Consider the following 15,590-nt stretch of genomic DNA (forward strand, 5'->3'; position numbering starts at 1 on the left):
CGGTCGTGGTGGCTGCAGACGTCGACAGGGCCGTGCGCCGGGCGGACGGCCCGATGCCAGGGCGTGGGTGATGGTCGACATCCTCGGCTGCCAGCCCGGCGACCTCATCGAGGTCCGGGTCGTCAACGAGGAGATCCGCAAGACCGCAGACGAAGCACCGGTCCGGCCGCTGCCGACTGCCCGCCGGACCACGATCCGCCGGCACGAGGGACTATGACCAAGGCCCGCGACCGCCAGCGAGCCGAACAACGACAGGCGGCTCTGGACCGCGTGATCACCGCCCTCACCGCCTCACTGCCCGGTCTCGGCCGGGCGGAGGCCGGGCAGGCCGTCTCCGAGGCACAGGGCGCCCAGGGCATCCGGCTCCGCGACGTCGACCAGCACCTCGCCGACCACCCACAGGCCCTGATCTCCGGCGAAGCCAACTGCCCACCTGTCGCCATCCGCCTCGCCAAGATCCTTCACACTGCGGGACACACAGCCGTGGTCCGGCCAGCCTGCACCGACTGCGGAAGATTCAACCTGGACCTCCCACGGCTCGGCCCCAATGGGCGCTTCTTCATCAACTGCTCCGCCCGCAACAGCAAAGGCACCTGTGATCGATGCGGCCGCACCGACACCCGGCTCGCCGCCCGCCGAAAAGGACTGTAAATCGTTCGGCCCTGTCTCGCTTTCGGTGGTGACGGAGTGTGCTGCTATCCGAGGAGGATGCGGTCGCCAGCAGGTGACAGGAGCGGCGGACACGTCGTCGAACGCATCCGCCGTGCCCGTGCCTGGGTCGGGCGCCATCGGCCGGAGCCCCACCTGTCCGGGCAGTCTCTGCCAGAGGGCGGCGACGACCGGCCAGTCCTCGAACCTGGGGCGGTCCTGCCAACGCCGTACATCAGCACCCGGTACCGTGACGAGTCTCCGACCGTGCGCACCCTGCGGCTCTTGCCAAACGGAGCCCTTGCCGTCTGGAAGCAGTTCCATGATGGAGGGGGGACACCGCTCGTCGAACTCGGCCATTTCGGGGCCGGTGTACCGCCACTTGCGGGTGCGTCGGCTGAGCAGCCGACTCCGATCGTCCAACAGCCGCAGGTCCAGTTCGTCGGTGCGACGGCCCTGGTCGTCGTAGAGCCACAGACCGACGTAGTGGTCCCGCCAGGAAACCAGCCGGACCTCCAGCGGAACGTCCCGCCCCGGGATCCGCTACACCACGACGTACGGCAGCCCCGCGACATCCCGCTCCCGCGCCGCCTCGGCTGTCAGCGGCCCGCCACAGCGCGCGAGCCTGAAAATCCCACGCCAGTGCGTACGCCACCTCGACGACCGTCACCGCTTCCTGCTCCCCCACCCACTCCGACACCGTCCGCTCTGCCTGATCGTGACGGACACGGTAGGCCCCGCCCCTGACAAGGGCCGATGTGGGGACATCTGTGCCGCTAGAGCGGTCACGGAAGGACCAGCGTCTCCTCGGCAACAACCGACCGCCTGGCCGGCGGCCATCAGCACCCCTGGGGCCCAGTAACCATCCACCCCGGTCGGCACGGAGGCTCTGAGCGTTCCTGGAGGTCAGACCATCAACGCCGAGTGCAGCGCGCCGAAGGTCTTTCGAAGCTCCCACGTGGCGATCGGATCGATCTCCATCTGCAAATGACACACGTCGTCATCGCCGTTGGGTGTCAGGCGCACGAAGAAGGCGAAACCGTCCCCCACAGGCTCGGCCTTCAACGTCAGCGGATTGTTCCGACCGGGAGTCACCGCCGCCGAAAGGCGTCGACCCGACGGCGCGCATAGGTGAGAGAGCATACGGGCCGCGAAGTCCACGACCTCCGCAGCGCTCAGATCTGCGGTGAAGTCGGCTCTCAGCCAGGAGGACCAATCTGCGGTGATCTGCCAGCTGTCCGCATGGATCCGAGCCAGTTCGAGCCACGCATCATCGGTGCCGAGGCGTATCCGCGGCTCTTCCATTCGTTGCCCTCCGCAACCCGTGGTCTTGACTCAAGATCGTATGCCCCGGATCTCTCTTCTCGGAAGCCGTCATAGGGGATCGCGCCTGGTCGGGTGTCGACCTCGCCGCGCCGTGCCGTCACTGAGCAAGCGGGTATGGCCCGCTCGGCCACGCGAAAGTAGGCCGACGGGCTTCACGCGTGGATGGACCGTGCGCCACTCGGGATGTCCCTACGCCGCTTCCGGCGAGTCGGCGGACCCTGCCGCGACGACGCGGCCACCAGCACTTTGGCCAGAGCGTCAGCGGCATCGGCCGAGCCATGCGGTAGAGAGCAGCACCCCACGCAGTCTCGGTCCGCCCAACGCTGCCCCGGCCGCCACGCCCCACACGGCCGCCATGCCCACCAGGGGCGCCAGCCAGGCCACCGAAACCACCGTGATGCCCCACCGCACGCCCGCCAGCAGTCGCACACCCGCCCGCCGCAACCGGGAGGCCGGCTTCCACCGGCTACTGGGAATCGCGCAAGACTGGGGATTCACGGGGTGCCCTCCCGAGAGGTTGTGGTCGATCCTCGCCTGTCGGAGTCCATGCCGCCTGATGTCACCTACTCAACACACCACGAGCCCGTGCTCAAGTGACGCGGACGAGACCGGCGACGTCTCCGCAGACTCCGCCTTCGCCCACCGGATGCGAAGTCACCGCGTGGTGCGCGACTTCGCGTTCAGGCGCCGGATCACCAACGCCGAAACGGTGATCTACTGAGCGGCCCCGGCCGCAGCCTGGGAGGGCGTCAGCCGGGCCCGTGTCCAGCGGGCGCACGCCGTGCCGAAGGGAAGGACCGGGCGCCGGGCCGGCCTGCAACGTCAGGTAGTGGTGGGCCAGGTCCGCAGCAGAGTGGCGATCTTCCCGGCGGTGCACGCGGGATCGAGGAGCAGGTCCTTCAAGGCAACGGCGTCCTCGCGGCCGGGCTTGACAGAGATCCCGGCCGCTTCCAGGTACATCACGCCGGTAGCCGCGGCGACGGCCATGTTGGAGCGCTCCAGCCAGCGGCACCGGCCCAGCGTGTGCACCAGGGCGGCAGCCTTTGCGTAGGGGCCGTCGTAGACGGGGTGCTCGAACAGTTCGGCCCGGTGACGGGCGACCGCCGAGACCGGCACACCGTAGTCGTCGGGCGCCGGGTCGTCCGCTCCGGCCGCCTCGGTGACCTGCAGGATCCAGGGAACGTCGATGTGCAGGTCCATCAGGCGGCGTGCGCTCCCCGGGAGGCTTGCTGGCCCTGTTCGGCCTCGTCGAAGACCGCCTGGTGGTCGGCCAGGAAACGGGCCGCCGCGGTCACCGCTCGGGCGCGCAGCCCGCTGGCGTCGTCCTGCACCAGCCGCGCGAGGTAGTCCCCGACACTCAGTCCCAGATCCGCGGCACGCTTCCTCGCGAGTTCCGCGACGTCCTCGTCCACCCGCGCGCCCAGCTGTGTCTTCGCCATACCAGCATGGTAACAGCCGTTACCGCACTAGTGGGCGGCCGCCAGAGCTGTGGTCCCCAGCGTCCCGTCCCAGGCCCGGAGACGGCCGGCGCGCCCCTGGAGAGTCCGCCCGCAGGTGCGGCGCCTGCGCACCCAGTTGAGCGGGACGCCGGGTGCTCGCTCAGACGGCGGAAGCGCGGTGACGTGTGCACACCGAGCCTGCCTTTTCAGGGCGTCGGGTCGGTGGTGTGGGTGTGTCGGTGGTGGGCGTAGTCGCTGGTGTGCTGTTCGGCCCAGTTCTGCAGGTGTTGCAGTGCGGCGGTGGCGCCGCGGGCGAGGTCGGTCAGGGCGTACTGCACCGTCGGTGGGCGGCTGGTGTGCACGGTGCGGGTGATCAGTCCACCGGCTTCGAGGTCGCGCAGGGTCTGCGCGAGCATCTTGTCGCTGACGCCGCCGGCCCGCCGGCGCAGCTCGGACCAGCGTTGCGGGCCGTCCATGAGATCCACCAGAACCAGGGCGGCCCACCGGGCGGTGACCAGGTCGAACAGCTGCCTGCCGGGGCAGGCGGGATCGCGGACGTTACCTCGCTTGCTTTCCTGCACGTGCTCACCTCACCTCAAGGTATGTACTTCCCAGCAGAAAGTAACTCGGTCAGAGTGAGTGAGCCAACCCCTGATCGTCAAGGAGTACCTGTGGTAACCGACGTTGCCGTGACCCGCGCCGCGAACACCGTGACGGTGCTCGGCGGTCCCACCGCGCTGATCCACCTGGCCGGCTGGACGCTGCTGACCGACCCGACCTTCGACGCCGCCGGCACCGAATACCAGGACGGCCCGGTCGTGGTGCGCAAGACCGCCGACCCGGCGCTGAAGCCCGCAGAGCTGCCCGCTCTCGACGCCGTCGTGGTCAGCCACACCGGGCATCTGGACAACCTCGACACCGCCGGGCGTACGGTGGCCTCCGATGCCTCGAACGTGTTCACCACCGTCGCCGGCGCCACCGATCTCGGGGGCGCGGCCGTTGGCCTGGAGCCCTGGCAGACCCGGACCTTGTCGAAGCCGGGCCGCACGCCGCTGAACATCACCGCGGTCCCCGCCCGCCACGGTCCCGTCGGCACCGAGGACATCACCGGTCCGGTCACCGGCTTCCTCCTGCACACCGACGACGGCTCCACACCGACGGTGTACGTCTCCGGTGACACCGTCGACCTGGACGCGATGAGCGCCCTGGCCGAGCGGTACCGCGTCGACGTGGCGCTGCTGCACCTTGGCGCGGCCGGCTTCGAGGCATTCGGTGACGTACGGCTGTCGCTGACCGCGGTCCAGGCCGTCGAGGCCCGCCGCCTGCTCGGCGACCCCCTCGTGGTGGCCGTACACGCCGAGGGCTGGGCGCATTACACCGAGGACCGCGGCCACGTCCAGCAGGTCTTCGACGCCGCCGGCGTCCCGCTGCACTGGCCCGCCCCGGGCGAGCCCCTCACCCTGCCGGACCCGCACACCCGCTGACACCTCACCCGGTGCCTCCGCCGGCGCACCGGCCCGCTCCTTCTACGTCGGCGGAGACGCGAGGGCGGGCTGCGGGCACCGCACTCTACGAGGGCCTCGCCACCGTGCCGGACGACACCATCAGCGCGCACAACAGCGCCCAGCAGCTGCTGGGCTGACGCCACACACCACCGGTCACTGGCTTACGTGGATCGGCCTGTAGCCGGCCCGCCCGTCCGTCCGCAACGAAGGAAAGAAAAGGGAAAACAACATGACACCGGAAGTCGTGCACGAGCGCTTCGCCCAGTACCTCAAGAACAGGGACCTCGACGGACTGGGTTCCCTGTTCGACGAACACGCCATGTTCGTACCGGGACCGGGACAGCAGCCGGTCTACGGCAGGGAAAGCATCAAGGAAGCGCTGAAGCCCTACCTCGCCTCGCCCAGCACCATAGAGGTGGTGGCCACGTCGGTCCATCAGAACGGCGACCTGGCGATGGTCCTGCCGTCCTGGCGGATCACGAGCGAGAGCGGCAGCGTGGAAGGAAAGGCGGTCGAGGTGATGAGGAAGACGCGCCAGGGGGACTGGGTCTACATCATCGACAACCCCTACGGCGTCTGATTCTCGTCATCCCGGCATCACCCTCGGGCGACGGAACCTCGTCACGGCAGCGGCGGCCGTATCGACGTTCTCGATGCGGCCGCCGCTTTCCGGCGTGGGTGACACGGGCATGATCCGGTGTGGTCCGGGCGCGGTTGGCCGGTGAGGGTGAGCAGGTCTTCGACGTGGCGTTGGGCGGTGAAAGCTCCGCTGCCGGCGGTGAACAGGCCGGTGCCCGGCGAAGACCACGCGGGCACCGGCTGTCACGGTACCGAGGAAGGCGGTGCCGGTGAACCGCCGGTACGGCAGTGCTGCCGGACGGGGTCCGGTGTCAGGCCGGTCAGCGCGGTGCGGGCGAGGTCCAGTTCGGCCGGGCCGCCGGAGACGGTGGCGGTGACCTGGCGGCTGTCGTAGGGAGCCGTGGCTACGAAGCCGTCATCCACGCCGACCACGGCGCTCACTTCGGCGGCCCGCAGTCGATGTTCGGCCTGTTTCCGCAGCTGCGTCATCTTGTGGACCGGAGCCGCGAGCGCGAGCTGGTCGGGCCGCCCTCCCCACGGGGCAACGGCGTTCAGGGTGAGCAGGGCGAAGAACCCGGCGACGAAACCGGCCAGGTGAGTCGGAGACGATCCGCCGGGCAGCTTCAGCACGCTTGTTGGCAAACGACGTCAATGTCGCTCCGTGGTGACGGCTGGCACTTGAGAGAGGTCCACGCCTTCGAGGAGGGGGAGTTGCCTCGGTGCTTGTGGCGGGTCACCCAGAGCCTGCCTTGGTAGCGGCGGGACAGGCTACACCTCAGCAGGCTTCGGGCCGGTGCTCGGTGATCCAGCGGGCGGCGAGCAGGCCCGAGGCGGCGGTGAAGACCGCGGCGGCGACGACGGTGGCGTTCAGGCCGAGCCAGTCGGCCAGCACACCGGCAACGAGAGCTCCGGCGGCGTAGCCGATGTCACGCCAGAACCGGTACGAGCCCAGTGCGTTGGCCCGCCAGGCGGGGTGGGCGTGGTCGGAGACGGACGCGATGAGGGCCGGGTAGACCATGGCCGTGCCGAGTCCGAGGAAGACCGCGGAGATGATGCCCGCGAGCAGGGGCCGGTCGAGCAGTACGAGAGCGAGGACGAAGCCGACGGACTGGACGAGCATGCCGTAGACGATCAGGGGTTTGCGGCCGATGCGGTCGGCGAGGTGACCGGTGGGGATCTGCCCGAGCCCCCACAGGATCGGATAGAGACCCTTGATGAGGCCGACCGCGGCAAGTCCCAGGCCGTGGTCGGTGAACAGCAGGGGGAAGACGCCCCAGGTCAGGCCGTCGTTGAGGTTGTTGATCAGCCCGGCCTGGCTGGTGCCGCGCAGGGAACGGTTACGCCAGGACGTGCGAGTGAACGTGGCCTTCAGGCCAGTGTCCTCGCCGGTGGGCAGAGGCTTGGTGTGGTGGGTCAGTTCGAGCGCCACATGGGCGGCGGTGTCGCGGATGACGAGGGCCAGGGCGAGTCCCGCGACGACGAAGACGACGCCGATGAGCTCCGGGACCGGGCGCAGTCCATAGGAGGTGGCGAGGTAGCCGGTGAGCAGGGCGGTGACGCCGACCGCGGTGTAGCCGGCGGCTTCGTTCAGGCCGGTAGCCAGGCCGCGCCGCGAGGGACCGACGAGGTCGATCTTCATGTTGACGGTCATCGACCAGGTCAGGCCCTGGTTCAGGCCCAACAGCACGTTCGCCGCCACGATCCAGCCCCAGGACGGCGCGTAGGCCAGAGCAAAGGGGACGGGAATGCCGAGGACCCAGCCTGCCAGCAGCAGTTGCTTGCGGCGGAAGTGGGCGGTGAGGGCGCCAGCGGCGAGGTTGGTGAACGCCTTGGTGAGGCCGAAGGCGATGATGAAGGAGAAGACGGCCAGGTCGCTGGTCAGGCCGAACGTCTCGGAGCCGATCAGCGGGACGGTGGTGCGCTCGAGGCCGACCAGGCCGCCGACGCAGATGTTGACGATGACCAGCAGTGTGAACTGCAGCCAGTTCTCCCGCAGGCCGAGCCGCACGGGCCGCCCGGAGGCGTCGGTCGGGGTGGCGGCGGTGGGCATGGTGTTCACGGGCGGGTGTCCCCCGTGCCCTCGACGAGTCGCTGGCCGTGGGCGGCGGTGTAGTCGTCCGGTCCGCCGTCCAGGACGGCGATGTCGGTATGGCCGGCGCGCTCCAGAAGGCTCGCGGCGGTCATCGCCCTCTCGCCGTGCCCGCAGGCTACGACCGGCCCCGTCGGAGCGTCGGAGGCGGCCTTGTCCAGAGCGCCGAGCTCGATGTGCACCGCCCCGGGGACGTGCCCGGCGGCGAACTCGGCTTCCTGCCGGACATCGACGTAGGGGCGGCCCGCGGCACGGTCGGCGGCGAGGAACGCGGTCGTGGCCTTGGCGTTGCCGTCGGCGAGCCACGCGTCCATGCCACCCGCGAGGCGGCCGGCAAGACGCTCATAGCCGATCTTGTACGCCTGCCAGACGATCTCATTCAGGTCCTGGTCCTCGCCGGTGACGAAGGCGAGTGGCGCGGTGTCGGGCAGGAGCCAGCCGAGCCAGGTGGCGAGCTGGTCGCGCAGCGGGATCGACAGCGAGCCGGGGACATGGCCGGCGGCGTAGTCGGCGGCCGGGCGGACGTCGACGACGTGGCCGCCGTCGGCCATCAGGGCTCGCACCTGCCGTGCGGAGAGGGAGGGCAGCGCTGGCAGCGCCGTCAGCACCGCCGGGCCGCGCCGGTTGATCTCGCCCAGGCGGTCGAAGTACGCGGGATAGGTGCCCAAGCTCGCGACCAGCTGGACCACGAAGGCATCCTCGTCAGGGGCGGCGAGCAGCGGGTTGGCCTGCTTCTGCGCGCCGATGGTGGTGGTGCGCTCGGTGCCGGGCGGCGCGGAGCAGAAGGACCCGGCACCGTGCGTGGGCCACACCGCGGTCTCGTCCGGCAGCGCGGTGAGCCGCTTCAGTGACCCGTACTGGGCGCGGGCGAGTTCCTCGGTGCGCTCCGGGCCGAGCAGGTCGGTACGGGCGGCGGAGTTCACGATCAGCGACCCGCCGGTGAACACCCCCAGCTGGCGGGAGCCGTCCAGCAGCAGGAAGGACAGGTGCTCGTCGGTGTGGCCGGGGGTGGCCAGGGCACGCAGGGTCAGCCCGCCGAGGTCGACCTCGTCGCCGTCGGCCAGCGCCTGGTGTGCGAAGGCCCGGCGGCCGGCCGCAGAGGCCAGGATCGTGGCGCCGGTGTCGTGGCCGATCTGGACGGCGCCGGAGAGGAAGTCGGCGTGCAGGTGCGTGTCCGCGGCGAACGCGATGCGCAGCCCTCGCCGCTCGGCTGCTGCCCGCGGCCCGCGCAGGTCGCGGCTGGCGTCCATGGTCAGGGCGCGGCCGTCGCCGAGGTCAAGGAGATAGGCGCTGTTGCCCAGACCTTCGTCGACCAGCGGTATGAGGTGATCGTCCGCGAAGCCCACGGCGTCCTCCAAGATCTCGGGAACGGGGGTGTGTGGTCACACCCATCAGACTCAACTACAATAATCCATGGATTTATGGAGGATGTCATGTCGGAGAACACGAAGAGCGCGACGAAGGCCCGGCTGTACGACGCGTTCGCGGCCAGCGGCAAGGCGCTGGCCAGCGGAAAGCGACTGGAGCTGCTTGATCTGCTGGCGCAGGGCGAGCGCACGGTCGACGCGCTTGCGAAGGTGGCCGGGCTGAACCTGACCACCGCGTCGGCACATCTGCAGACGCTCAAGCAGGCCGGCTTCGTCACGACCCGCCGTGAAGGCGTGCGTATCCACTACCGGCTCGCCGGTGACGATGTGGCCCAGCTGTTCGCGCTGCTGCGCAAGGTCGCCGAAGCCCACCGGGCCGCCGTGCCTGCCGCGCGCGACGCCTACCTCGGCGAGGACACCGCCGTCGAGCTCAGCCGTGAGGAACTGCGGGTCCGCATCGCCTCCGGGGACGTCGTCGTACTGGACGTGCGGCCGGTGGAGGAGTATCAGGCCGGGCACATCCCCGGCGCGATCTCCATCCCGGTCGACGAGCTCGCCGAGCGAACCAACGAGCTGCCCGAGGACCTGGAGATCGTCGTCTACTGCCGCGGCGAGTACTGCGTTCTGGCCTACGACGCGGTGCGGCTGCTGACCGACCTCGGCCGCCGGGCGATCCGCCTCAACGACGGCATGCTGGAGTGGCGCCTGTCGGAGCTGCCTGTCGACGCCTCGGACCTGACGTGACAGGCCCGGGCGGCGACCTGCCGCCGCAACCGGGGCTGGATGGCGGGCCGGTCCACTTGGACTACAACGCCACCACTCCGATCGACCCGCGTGTCGCCGAGGCGATGTGGTCGTATCTGACGGACTTCTTCGGCAACCCCTCCAGCAGCCACCCCTACGCCGACACCCCCGCCGGGCGCTCGCCGATGCCCGGGCCCGGGTGGCCGGTCTGATCGGCGCCGGACCCGGCGAAATCGTGTTCACCGGCTCGGGATCCGAAGCCGACCTGCTCGCCCTGCGCGGCGCGGTCCTGGCCTCCGGCCACCCCCGCACCCGCACCCGCACCCGCACCCGCACCCGCACCCGCATGTGATCACCCAGGCAACCGAGCATCCGGCCGTCCTGGAGACCTGCCGGGCCCTTGAGCGGCTGCACGGCGCGCGGGTGACCGTGCTGCCGGTCGACGGCAACGGGCTCATCGCCCCGGCTGCGCTGGCCGCCGCGCTCACCGAGGAAACATAGTGGCAGGCGGCAAGGGCATGCGCTACACCGAGGTCGCGGGACTCGCCACGGACTGAGGACATGAGTCCGCTGTCTCGGCGCACGATCGCATCAGGCACCCGGCGCGAGCCCGGGTGCCTGCCGCGATCCGGGGCGGGGTCAGTCGGTCATGACCTGACGGAGCAGGTCCACGAGCGGCTGTACGGGGACGGTGGGGTCGAACGCGCGCTGGACGCCGATGCCGATCCCGAGACCGAGAAGAACGAAGGCGGCGGTGTCCGCGGGCATGTGGGGCGTGACGCCCAGTTCCTGCATCTGAGCCCGGATGAGGTCCGCGAGGGCCTCGGTGACGGCGCGCCGTCGGTGGGCGAGCTGTTCGCAGACGTCTGCGTCGCGGCGGTTGGCGGTGGCGAACTCGACTTCCAGCGCGGTCCACGAGCTGTCGCCTATGTGCTGCTCGGCCCACCGGGCGAAGCCCGCGAGCCTGTCCTCCAGGCGGGGCGCGTCTCCCATCTCGGCGGCGATGTACGCCACTTGCTGCAGGGCAATGCGGTCCAGGACGGCCAGACAAAGCTCGTTCTTGGTCGCGAAGTTGGAGTACACCGCGCCCTTCGAGTAGCCGGCGGCCTCCGCGACCCGCTCGATGGATGTCTTCGTGAAGCCATCGAACAGGAAGAGGTCGTGCGCGGTGTCGAGGACGTGTTCGCGGGTGCGGGCCTGGCTCTCGGCCCGGGTCAGTCTTGCCACGCCTGCAGAATACCGCTAGCTTCCGGATTCCATCGTTATCTGAATTCCAGGGGGATCTGTGGTTCCACGGCGTGCACTGGTGGTCGGGTGCGGCGGCACGCTCGGCTTCGCCTGGACGGTCGCCGCGCTCACCGCAGTGGAAGCGGAGCTGGACTGGGACGTGCGGACCGCCGAGGTATCGGTGGGGACGTCCGCCGGGGCAGAAGTCGTGTCCGCTCTCGGCTCCGGGCGGTCCGTGTCCGACCTGCTCGCGGCGGTACGGGGAGAGACTGGCGCGGACCCGGTGCTACTCGGACACGTCCACGCCCACCCGGGTGCACTGCCTCCCGTCCCGTGGCCCGGGCTGCCGGGGTCGGGGCTGGTGACCGCTGCCGTACGCGGCCGGGTCTCGCCGGGGTCGGGGCTGGTGGGGCTGCTGCCGCGCGGCCGGGGTGATGCGCGTTGGCTGCACCGATTCGGTGCCGCGCTGGCGGAGGGCCGCCCGTGGCCGGATTCCACGCACACCTGGCTGGTTGCGGCCGACGCGCGCTCGGGCCGGCGGGTCGCGTTCGGCGCGCCGGGAGCTCCGGCCACGGACCTGGGCAGCGCGATCGCCGCGTCCTGGGCGATCCCGGGCTGGTTCCCGCCGGTGCGGATCGACGGGCGGACCTACCTCGACGGCGGCGCCGTGTCCCCGACGTCGGCGGACCTCCTCGTGCCCCTAGAGCTGGACGAGGTGGTGATCGTCGCTCCCATGTCGACCTCCGGGGGCGCACCCGCCACCGGCCTGAGCCGTCTCGAACGGCTCCTGCGCCGCTGGATGACCCGGACCGTCGACGCCGAAGAACGCCTCTTGCGTGCGGCGGGATGCCGCGTCGTCCGGATCGAGCCCGGGGTGGAGGAACTGGCCGTGATGGGGGCCAACTTCATGGACCCACGGCGGCGTGCGGCCACGCTCGAGGTCTCCCTGCGCACCGCACCCGACCGCGTCAAGCGAGCCATCGACAGGAGCATTGCGGCATGAGCACACACGTCGAGGTCATTGTCGTCGGCGCCGGCATCTCCGGGGTTGGTGCCGGGGCCAGGCTCCGCGGCGCCGGTATCCGGGACTTCCTGATCATCGAGGCGGCCGACGACTTCGGCGGCACGTGGCGGGCGAACACCTATCCCGGCTGCCAGTGCGATGTACCGTCCCGCCTCTACAGCTACTCCTTCGCTCCGAACCCGGACTGGACGCGGGTGTACGCGCACCAGCCGGAGATCCTCACGTACGTGAGGCGGGTCGCCGACACGTACCGGCTGCGCGAACACACCCGGTTCGGGGTGCGTATGACCGAAGCGCGATGGCAGCCCGGCCAGGCCCGCTGGCTCGTCCGTACCGACGCCGGTGAGTTCACCGCCCGGTTCCTGATCGCCGGCGCCGGCCCGTGGAACGAGCCTCTCGTCCCGGACGTCCCCGGCCTCGACGATTTCCCCGGCGAGGTGTTCCACTCCGCGCGCTGGAACCACGACTACGACCTGCGCGGCAAGCGCGTCGCGGTGCTCGGCACCGGCGCCTCGGCCGTGCAGTTCGTCCCGGCGATCGCCCCCGACGTCGCCCGCTTGCATGTGTTCCAGCGCACCGCCCAGTGGGTGCTGCCCAAGCTGGACCATCACATACCGAAGGCCGAACGGTGGGCGATGCGCCACCTGCCGGGCGCGCGAGCCGCGGTGGCAGGGCTGGAGTACCGGGCCATGGAGACGCTCGGACGTGGATTCCGGCGTCCCGGGCTGATGCGTGGCGTCCAAGCCATCGCACGGGCCCACCTGCGGGCCACGGTCCGCGACGCCGAACTGCGCCGCAAGCTGACCCCTGACTACACCATCGGCTGCAAGCGCATCCTGTTCTCCAACCACTACTACCCCGCGCTGAGGCGACCGAATGTCGATGTGCACGCCGCCGCGGTGCACGCCGTCGAAGGCAACACCGTGCACGGCGCCCACGGCAGCGCCGCCGAGGTGGACGCGATCATCCTCGGCACCGGCTTCCACATCCTCGACACGCCGCTCGCAGGCCTCGTCCGAGACGGAGCCGGCCACTCGCTCGCCGACCGCTGGCACGGCTCCCCCGAGGCGTACCTCGGCACCGTCGTCGCGGGCTTCCCCAACGCCTTCCTGCTCCTCGGCCCCGGCCTGGGCACCGGGCACTCGTCGGCGTTCGCCATTCTGGAGGCACAGCTCGACCTCGTCCTGGGCGCCATCAAGGCCGCACGGGAGGAGAGTTGGGCGGTGCTGGAGGTACGCGGCGACGTGCAGGCCGCGTACAACGCCCGGCTGCAGACCGCGCTGGCCGGCACCGTCTACAACGCCGGTGGATGCAGGAGCTACTACCTCGACGCCAACGGCCGCAACAGCTTCAGCTGGCCTTGGTCCACCGACCGGCTTCGCGCCGAGGTCGGTCGCTTTGAGCCGCAGGACTTCACCGCTTCCTGAGCCGAGGGAACTCATCGTGCCAACAGCGTCCGGAGCGGGAGGGGTGGCTGTCGATCCAGGACAGGCCGCCGAGGTCGAGATGGTGGCGGGCGCGGGTGACGGCGACGTAGGAGAGACGGGCGTCAGTGTCACTGACGGGTTCAGGAATGGCGCGGCCCTGGGCGTCGTGCTGGTCGGTGTCCTTGGGCGGGGGCCTGTTGAGTCGGCACGGAGCGCGGTGCCGGTGTTGCCACCGGTCCGTTTCTCCGTGCCGCTCGCCGAACCCGGCGTACCCGTCTCCGAGTACCGGGCTCTCCACGGACTCTGCCGTTCAGGTGTGGTTGAGGCGGGTCCAGGGGTTGGGGATCGTGTTGCCTCTGTAGCGGTAGCGGGTGACCGCCACCGCCTGGAGGTCGAACAGTTCGATCCCGCCCGCTGAGGGCCTTTGCCACCGACCGTTGTGGTCGGTGAGCCGTCGGCGGACGTCCTTCCACTTCCAGCGATGCAGCGCCATCCACCAGCTGATCACCCGGTGCCACGTGAAGCTGGCCAGGGAACTCAGGGTGGCTTTGCAGACCGCGTGCTTGAAGTAGTTGGCCCAGCCGCGCATGATCTGGTTGAGCCTGATCAGCACGTCCCTGGGGTTCTGCTGCGACGTTCTGTTCGTCAGGGCACGGATCTTGTCCTTCAGCTGCCGGATGGGCCGGTCAGCGATGAAGGTGTAGACGTGCCACTTGTCCGTTCCCCGCTTGCGGCGCCACTGGATGCGAAACCCCAAGAAGTCGAACCCGTCAGACATGTGCACCACCTGCGTCTTCGCCTCGGAGAGACGAAGACCGAGCGGTTGCAGCACGTCGGCGATGTCCTCGCGCAGCGTCTCGACGTCGTCGCGTGCGCCGTCGGTCGGGACGACGAAGTCGTCCGCGTAGCGGACGATTCGCCAGTTCGGACGTCCAGCGCCACGGCGACGTCTGCGCAGGTGGCTGGTGGCCATCTCCCCGCCCGGCTCCCAGGGCCCGGTCAGGTGCTCGTCGAGCGCCGACAGGGCGATGTTCGCCAGCAGTGGGGAGAGGATGCCGCCCTGTGGGGTGCCGGTGAGGGTGTCCTCGCGGTTGTTCCTCGGTGAGGACGCCGGCCTTGAGGAACGTCTTGACCAGCCGCAGCACGCGCTTGTCCTTAACTCGCACTCGCACCCGGTCCATCAGGGCCGTGTGGTCGATCGAGTCGAAGCACGCTTCGATGTCCGCGTCCAGGACCCAGCGGTAGCCGTGGGTGCCGTAGAAGTGGATCTCAGCGATCGCGTCGTGTGCCCGCCGCAGAGGCCGGAAGCCGTAGGAGACCGGCTTGAAGTCGGCCTCGAAGATCGGCTCCAGCACCAGCTTGAGGGCTGCCTGGACCACCCGGTCGGCGATGGTCGGGATGCCGAGCTTGCGGACCTTCCCGCTGCCGCCGGGCTTGGGGATCTTCCGTTCACGCACCGGAAGCGGGCGGAACTCACCCGATTTAAGTACGTGCCGAAGATCCTCCAGAAACCCATAAGGGCCAATCTCCCGCTCGACGTTGACGGCGGTGAGGCCGTCCACTCCGGGCGTTCTGCGCCCCCTTGTTTCCCGCGACCCGTTCGAACGCCACGAGCAGCGTCGCCGAGTCGCACACGAGATTGAACAGATCGTCGAACCTGCGGCCTTCGTCGGCCGCCGCCCAACGGTGAAGTTTGGCCTGCATCCCCGATACCCGCTGGTGAGACCCCATTGGGGCCTCTGGTGCACCGCTGTTCAGCGGTGCTTCTTTCGGCATTGCAGTCTCCTTCCCTTCTCGATTCCGCTGCCGCCCTTCCCCATGTGCCGGGCTCTCCCCGGCTCGGAGTACTACGGCGGCTCCGCCCCGTCCCGGCCCGTTCGGCCGACGGTGGGCCCAGCCTGCGGCCTCGCTGGAGGCGTTGCCGCAGGTCAGGACCGGAACGGTTCCCGTGTTCACATGCTGTTCGATCGACGGAGGAGGAGCCCGGCTATACCCCCGCGGCATCGCCACGACTACCCCGCAGCACTTCGCCGTGGCCTCCCCGGACGACACATAGCAACCGACCGGGAAGTTCCCCATCTCCAGGGAGACGGGGACGCACCGCAACCAGCCCAGATCCGCCAGGTTCGAGCTGGTGACGAGTAAGGAGGCGTCAACGCCGGTTCCTCGCGTACTCCTTTCCGTCTCGCTTGCCGGACCCGCACCATCTGGCAGT

At 69.9% G+C, this 15,590-nt stretch carries 20 protein-coding genes and 3 pseudogenes; 11 read left to right on the plus strand and 12 right to left on the minus strand.

Annotation, left to right across the window (positions count from 1 at the left end; all coding sequences use genetic code 11):
- Window positions 1-70 precede the first annotated feature (70 nt).
- Window positions 71-217 carry a hypothetical protein gene (locus AOK15_RS28590; RefSeq protein WP_205632247.1) on the plus strand — a complete coding sequence of 49 codons (147 nt, stop codon included), beginning with the start codon at window positions 71-73 and terminating at the stop codon, window positions 215-217.
- On the plus strand, window positions 214-651 hold the full coding sequence (locus tag AOK15_RS45765) for a hypothetical protein (RefSeq protein WP_055521237.1): 438 nt from the start codon (window positions 214-216) through the stop codon (window positions 649-651). The genes AOK15_RS28590 and AOK15_RS45765 overlap by 4 nt, the downstream gene beginning before the upstream one ends.
- 903 nt (window positions 652-1,554) lie before the next feature.
- On the opposite strand, the gene AOK15_RS28600 is transcribed toward AOK15_RS45765, so the two are convergent.
- The 4 genes from AOK15_RS28600 to AOK15_RS28615 form a co-directional block, all read right to left on the minus strand.
- Window positions 1,555-1,953: a hypothetical protein gene (locus tag AOK15_RS28600; protein ID WP_055521238.1), complete on the minus strand. Its 399-nt coding sequence runs from the start codon at window positions 1,951-1,953 to the stop codon at window positions 1,555-1,557.
- Window positions 1,954-2,796: 843 nt separating this feature from the next.
- Window positions 2,797-3,174, minus strand: coding sequence for a hypothetical protein (locus AOK15_RS28605; protein ID WP_055521239.1), 378 nt, complete (start codon window positions 3,172-3,174; stop codon window positions 2,797-2,799).
- Window positions 3,174-3,413: a hypothetical protein gene (locus AOK15_RS28610; protein WP_055521240.1), complete on the minus strand. Its 240-nt coding sequence runs from the start codon at window positions 3,411-3,413 to the stop codon at window positions 3,174-3,176. The genes AOK15_RS28605 and AOK15_RS28610 overlap by 1 nt, the downstream gene beginning before the upstream one ends.
- A gap of 206 nt (window positions 3,414-3,619) precedes the next feature.
- Window positions 3,620-3,994 carry a winged helix-turn-helix transcriptional regulator gene (locus AOK15_RS28615; protein WP_055521241.1) on the minus strand — a complete coding sequence of 125 codons (375 nt, stop codon included), beginning with the start codon at window positions 3,992-3,994 and terminating at the stop codon, window positions 3,620-3,622.
- A 90-nt stretch (window positions 3,995-4,084) separates the two neighbouring features.
- On the opposite strand from AOK15_RS28615, the gene AOK15_RS28620 reads away from it, so the two are divergent.
- From AOK15_RS28620 to AOK15_RS28625, 3 genes are all read left to right on the plus strand, one after another.
- Window positions 4,085-4,897: an MBL fold metallo-hydrolase gene (locus AOK15_RS28620; protein ID WP_055521242.1), complete on the plus strand. Its 813-nt coding sequence runs from the start codon at window positions 4,085-4,087 to the stop codon at window positions 4,895-4,897.
- An 11-nt stretch (window positions 4,898-4,908) separates the two neighbouring features.
- Complete coding sequence (locus AOK15_RS45255; RefSeq protein ID WP_157870398.1) at window positions 4,909-5,055, plus strand: hypothetical protein; 147 nt, start codon at window positions 4,909-4,911, stop codon at window positions 5,053-5,055.
- Between the two features lie 92 nt (window positions 5,056-5,147).
- A complete protein-coding gene (locus AOK15_RS28625; RefSeq protein ID WP_055521243.1) occupies window positions 5,148-5,498 on the plus strand; it encodes a YybH family protein in 351 nt (116 codons plus the stop codon).
- Between the two features lie 242 nt (window positions 5,499-5,740).
- On the opposite strand, the gene AOK15_RS28630 is transcribed toward AOK15_RS28625, so the two are convergent.
- From AOK15_RS28630 to AOK15_RS28640, 3 genes are all read right to left on the minus strand, one after another.
- Window positions 5,741-6,127 carry a hypothetical protein gene (locus AOK15_RS28630; protein ID WP_055521244.1) on the minus strand — a complete coding sequence of 129 codons (387 nt, stop codon included), beginning with the start codon at window positions 6,125-6,127 and terminating at the stop codon, window positions 5,741-5,743.
- Window positions 6,128-6,272: 145 nt separating this feature from the next.
- On the minus strand, window positions 6,273-7,547 hold the full coding sequence (locus tag AOK15_RS28635; protein ID WP_055521252.1) for an MFS transporter: 1,275 nt from the start codon (window positions 7,545-7,547) through the stop codon (window positions 6,273-6,275).
- Window positions 7,548-7,552: 5 nt separating this feature from the next.
- Window positions 7,553-8,932 carry an MBL fold metallo-hydrolase gene (locus AOK15_RS28640; RefSeq protein ID WP_055521245.1) on the minus strand — a complete coding sequence of 460 codons (1,380 nt, stop codon included), beginning with the start codon at window positions 8,930-8,932 and terminating at the stop codon, window positions 7,553-7,555.
- Window positions 8,933-9,019: 87 nt separating this feature from the next.
- Between AOK15_RS28640 and AOK15_RS28645 the strand changes: the two genes are divergently transcribed.
- The 4 genes from AOK15_RS28645 to AOK15_RS47415 are packed head-to-tail and all read left to right on the plus strand — an operon-like array spanning window position 9,020 to window position 10,198.
- Complete coding sequence (locus AOK15_RS28645; RefSeq protein ID WP_055521246.1) at window positions 9,020-9,697, plus strand: ArsR/SmtB family transcription factor; 678 nt, start codon at window positions 9,020-9,022, stop codon at window positions 9,695-9,697.
- A complete protein-coding gene (locus AOK15_RS47405; RefSeq protein WP_240508638.1) occupies window positions 9,694-9,909 on the plus strand; it encodes a hypothetical protein in 216 nt (71 codons plus the stop codon). The genes AOK15_RS28645 and AOK15_RS47405 overlap by 4 nt, the downstream gene beginning before the upstream one ends.
- Window positions 9,897-10,049: a hypothetical protein gene (locus AOK15_RS47410; protein WP_240508639.1), complete on the plus strand. Its 153-nt coding sequence runs from the start codon at window positions 9,897-9,899 to the stop codon at window positions 10,047-10,049. The genes AOK15_RS47405 and AOK15_RS47410 overlap by 13 nt, the downstream gene beginning before the upstream one ends.
- Window positions 10,046-10,198 (plus strand): aminotransferase class V-fold PLP-dependent enzyme, encoded by a 153-nt coding sequence (locus tag AOK15_RS47415; RefSeq protein WP_240508640.1) that lies wholly within the window; start codon window positions 10,046-10,048, stop codon window positions 10,196-10,198. Before AOK15_RS47410 ends, AOK15_RS47415 begins: the two co-directional genes overlap by 4 nt.
- Window positions 10,199-10,336: 138 nt before the next feature.
- Here AOK15_RS47415 and AOK15_RS28655 read toward each other — a convergent pair whose 3' ends face one another.
- On the minus strand, window positions 10,337-10,924 hold the full coding sequence (locus AOK15_RS28655; protein WP_055521247.1) for a TetR/AcrR family transcriptional regulator: 588 nt from the start codon (window positions 10,922-10,924) through the stop codon (window positions 10,337-10,339).
- A 58-nt stretch (window positions 10,925-10,982) separates the two neighbouring features.
- Here AOK15_RS28655 and AOK15_RS28660 point away from each other — a divergent pair, with 58 nt between their 5' ends.
- Both AOK15_RS28660 and AOK15_RS28665 read left to right on the plus strand, forming a co-directional pair.
- Window positions 10,983-11,927 carry a patatin-like phospholipase family protein gene (locus AOK15_RS28660; RefSeq protein WP_205632248.1) on the plus strand — a complete coding sequence of 315 codons (945 nt, stop codon included), beginning with the start codon at window positions 10,983-10,985 and terminating at the stop codon, window positions 11,925-11,927.
- Window positions 11,924-13,375 carry a flavin-containing monooxygenase gene (locus tag AOK15_RS28665; protein WP_055521249.1) on the plus strand — a complete coding sequence of 484 codons (1,452 nt, stop codon included), beginning with the start codon at window positions 11,924-11,926 and terminating at the stop codon, window positions 13,373-13,375. Before AOK15_RS28660 ends, AOK15_RS28665 begins: the two co-directional genes overlap by 4 nt.
- Here AOK15_RS28665 and AOK15_RS47420 read toward each other — a convergent pair.
- The 4 genes and pseudogenes from AOK15_RS47420 to AOK15_RS48625 form a co-directional block, all read right to left on the minus strand.
- Window positions 13,362-13,565, minus strand: a pseudogene (locus AOK15_RS47420) (P-loop NTPase family protein); the annotation flags it as partial. The gene AOK15_RS28665 and the pseudogene AOK15_RS47420 sit on opposite strands and share 14 nt — an antisense overlap.
- Before the next feature lie 120 nt (window positions 13,566-13,685).
- Window positions 13,686-14,153, minus strand: a complete 468-nt coding sequence (locus AOK15_RS48615) for a group II intron maturase-specific domain-containing protein (protein WP_338059933.1) — start codon at window positions 14,151-14,153, stop codon at window positions 13,686-13,688.
- A gap of 24 nt (window positions 14,154-14,177) precedes the next feature.
- Window positions 14,178-14,429 (minus strand): annotated as a pseudogene (locus AOK15_RS48620) (group II intron reverse transcriptase/maturase); the annotation flags it as partial.
- A gap of 100 nt (window positions 14,430-14,529) precedes the next feature.
- Window positions 14,530-15,123, minus strand: a pseudogene (locus AOK15_RS48625) (reverse transcriptase domain-containing protein); the annotation flags it as partial.
- Window positions 15,124-15,590: the final 467 nt, after the last annotated feature.

Source organism: Streptomyces ossamyceticus, assembly GCF_001418475.1.
Classification (GTDB): domain Bacteria; phylum Actinomycetota; class Actinomycetes; order Streptomycetales; family Streptomycetaceae; genus Streptomyces; species Streptomyces ossamyceticus.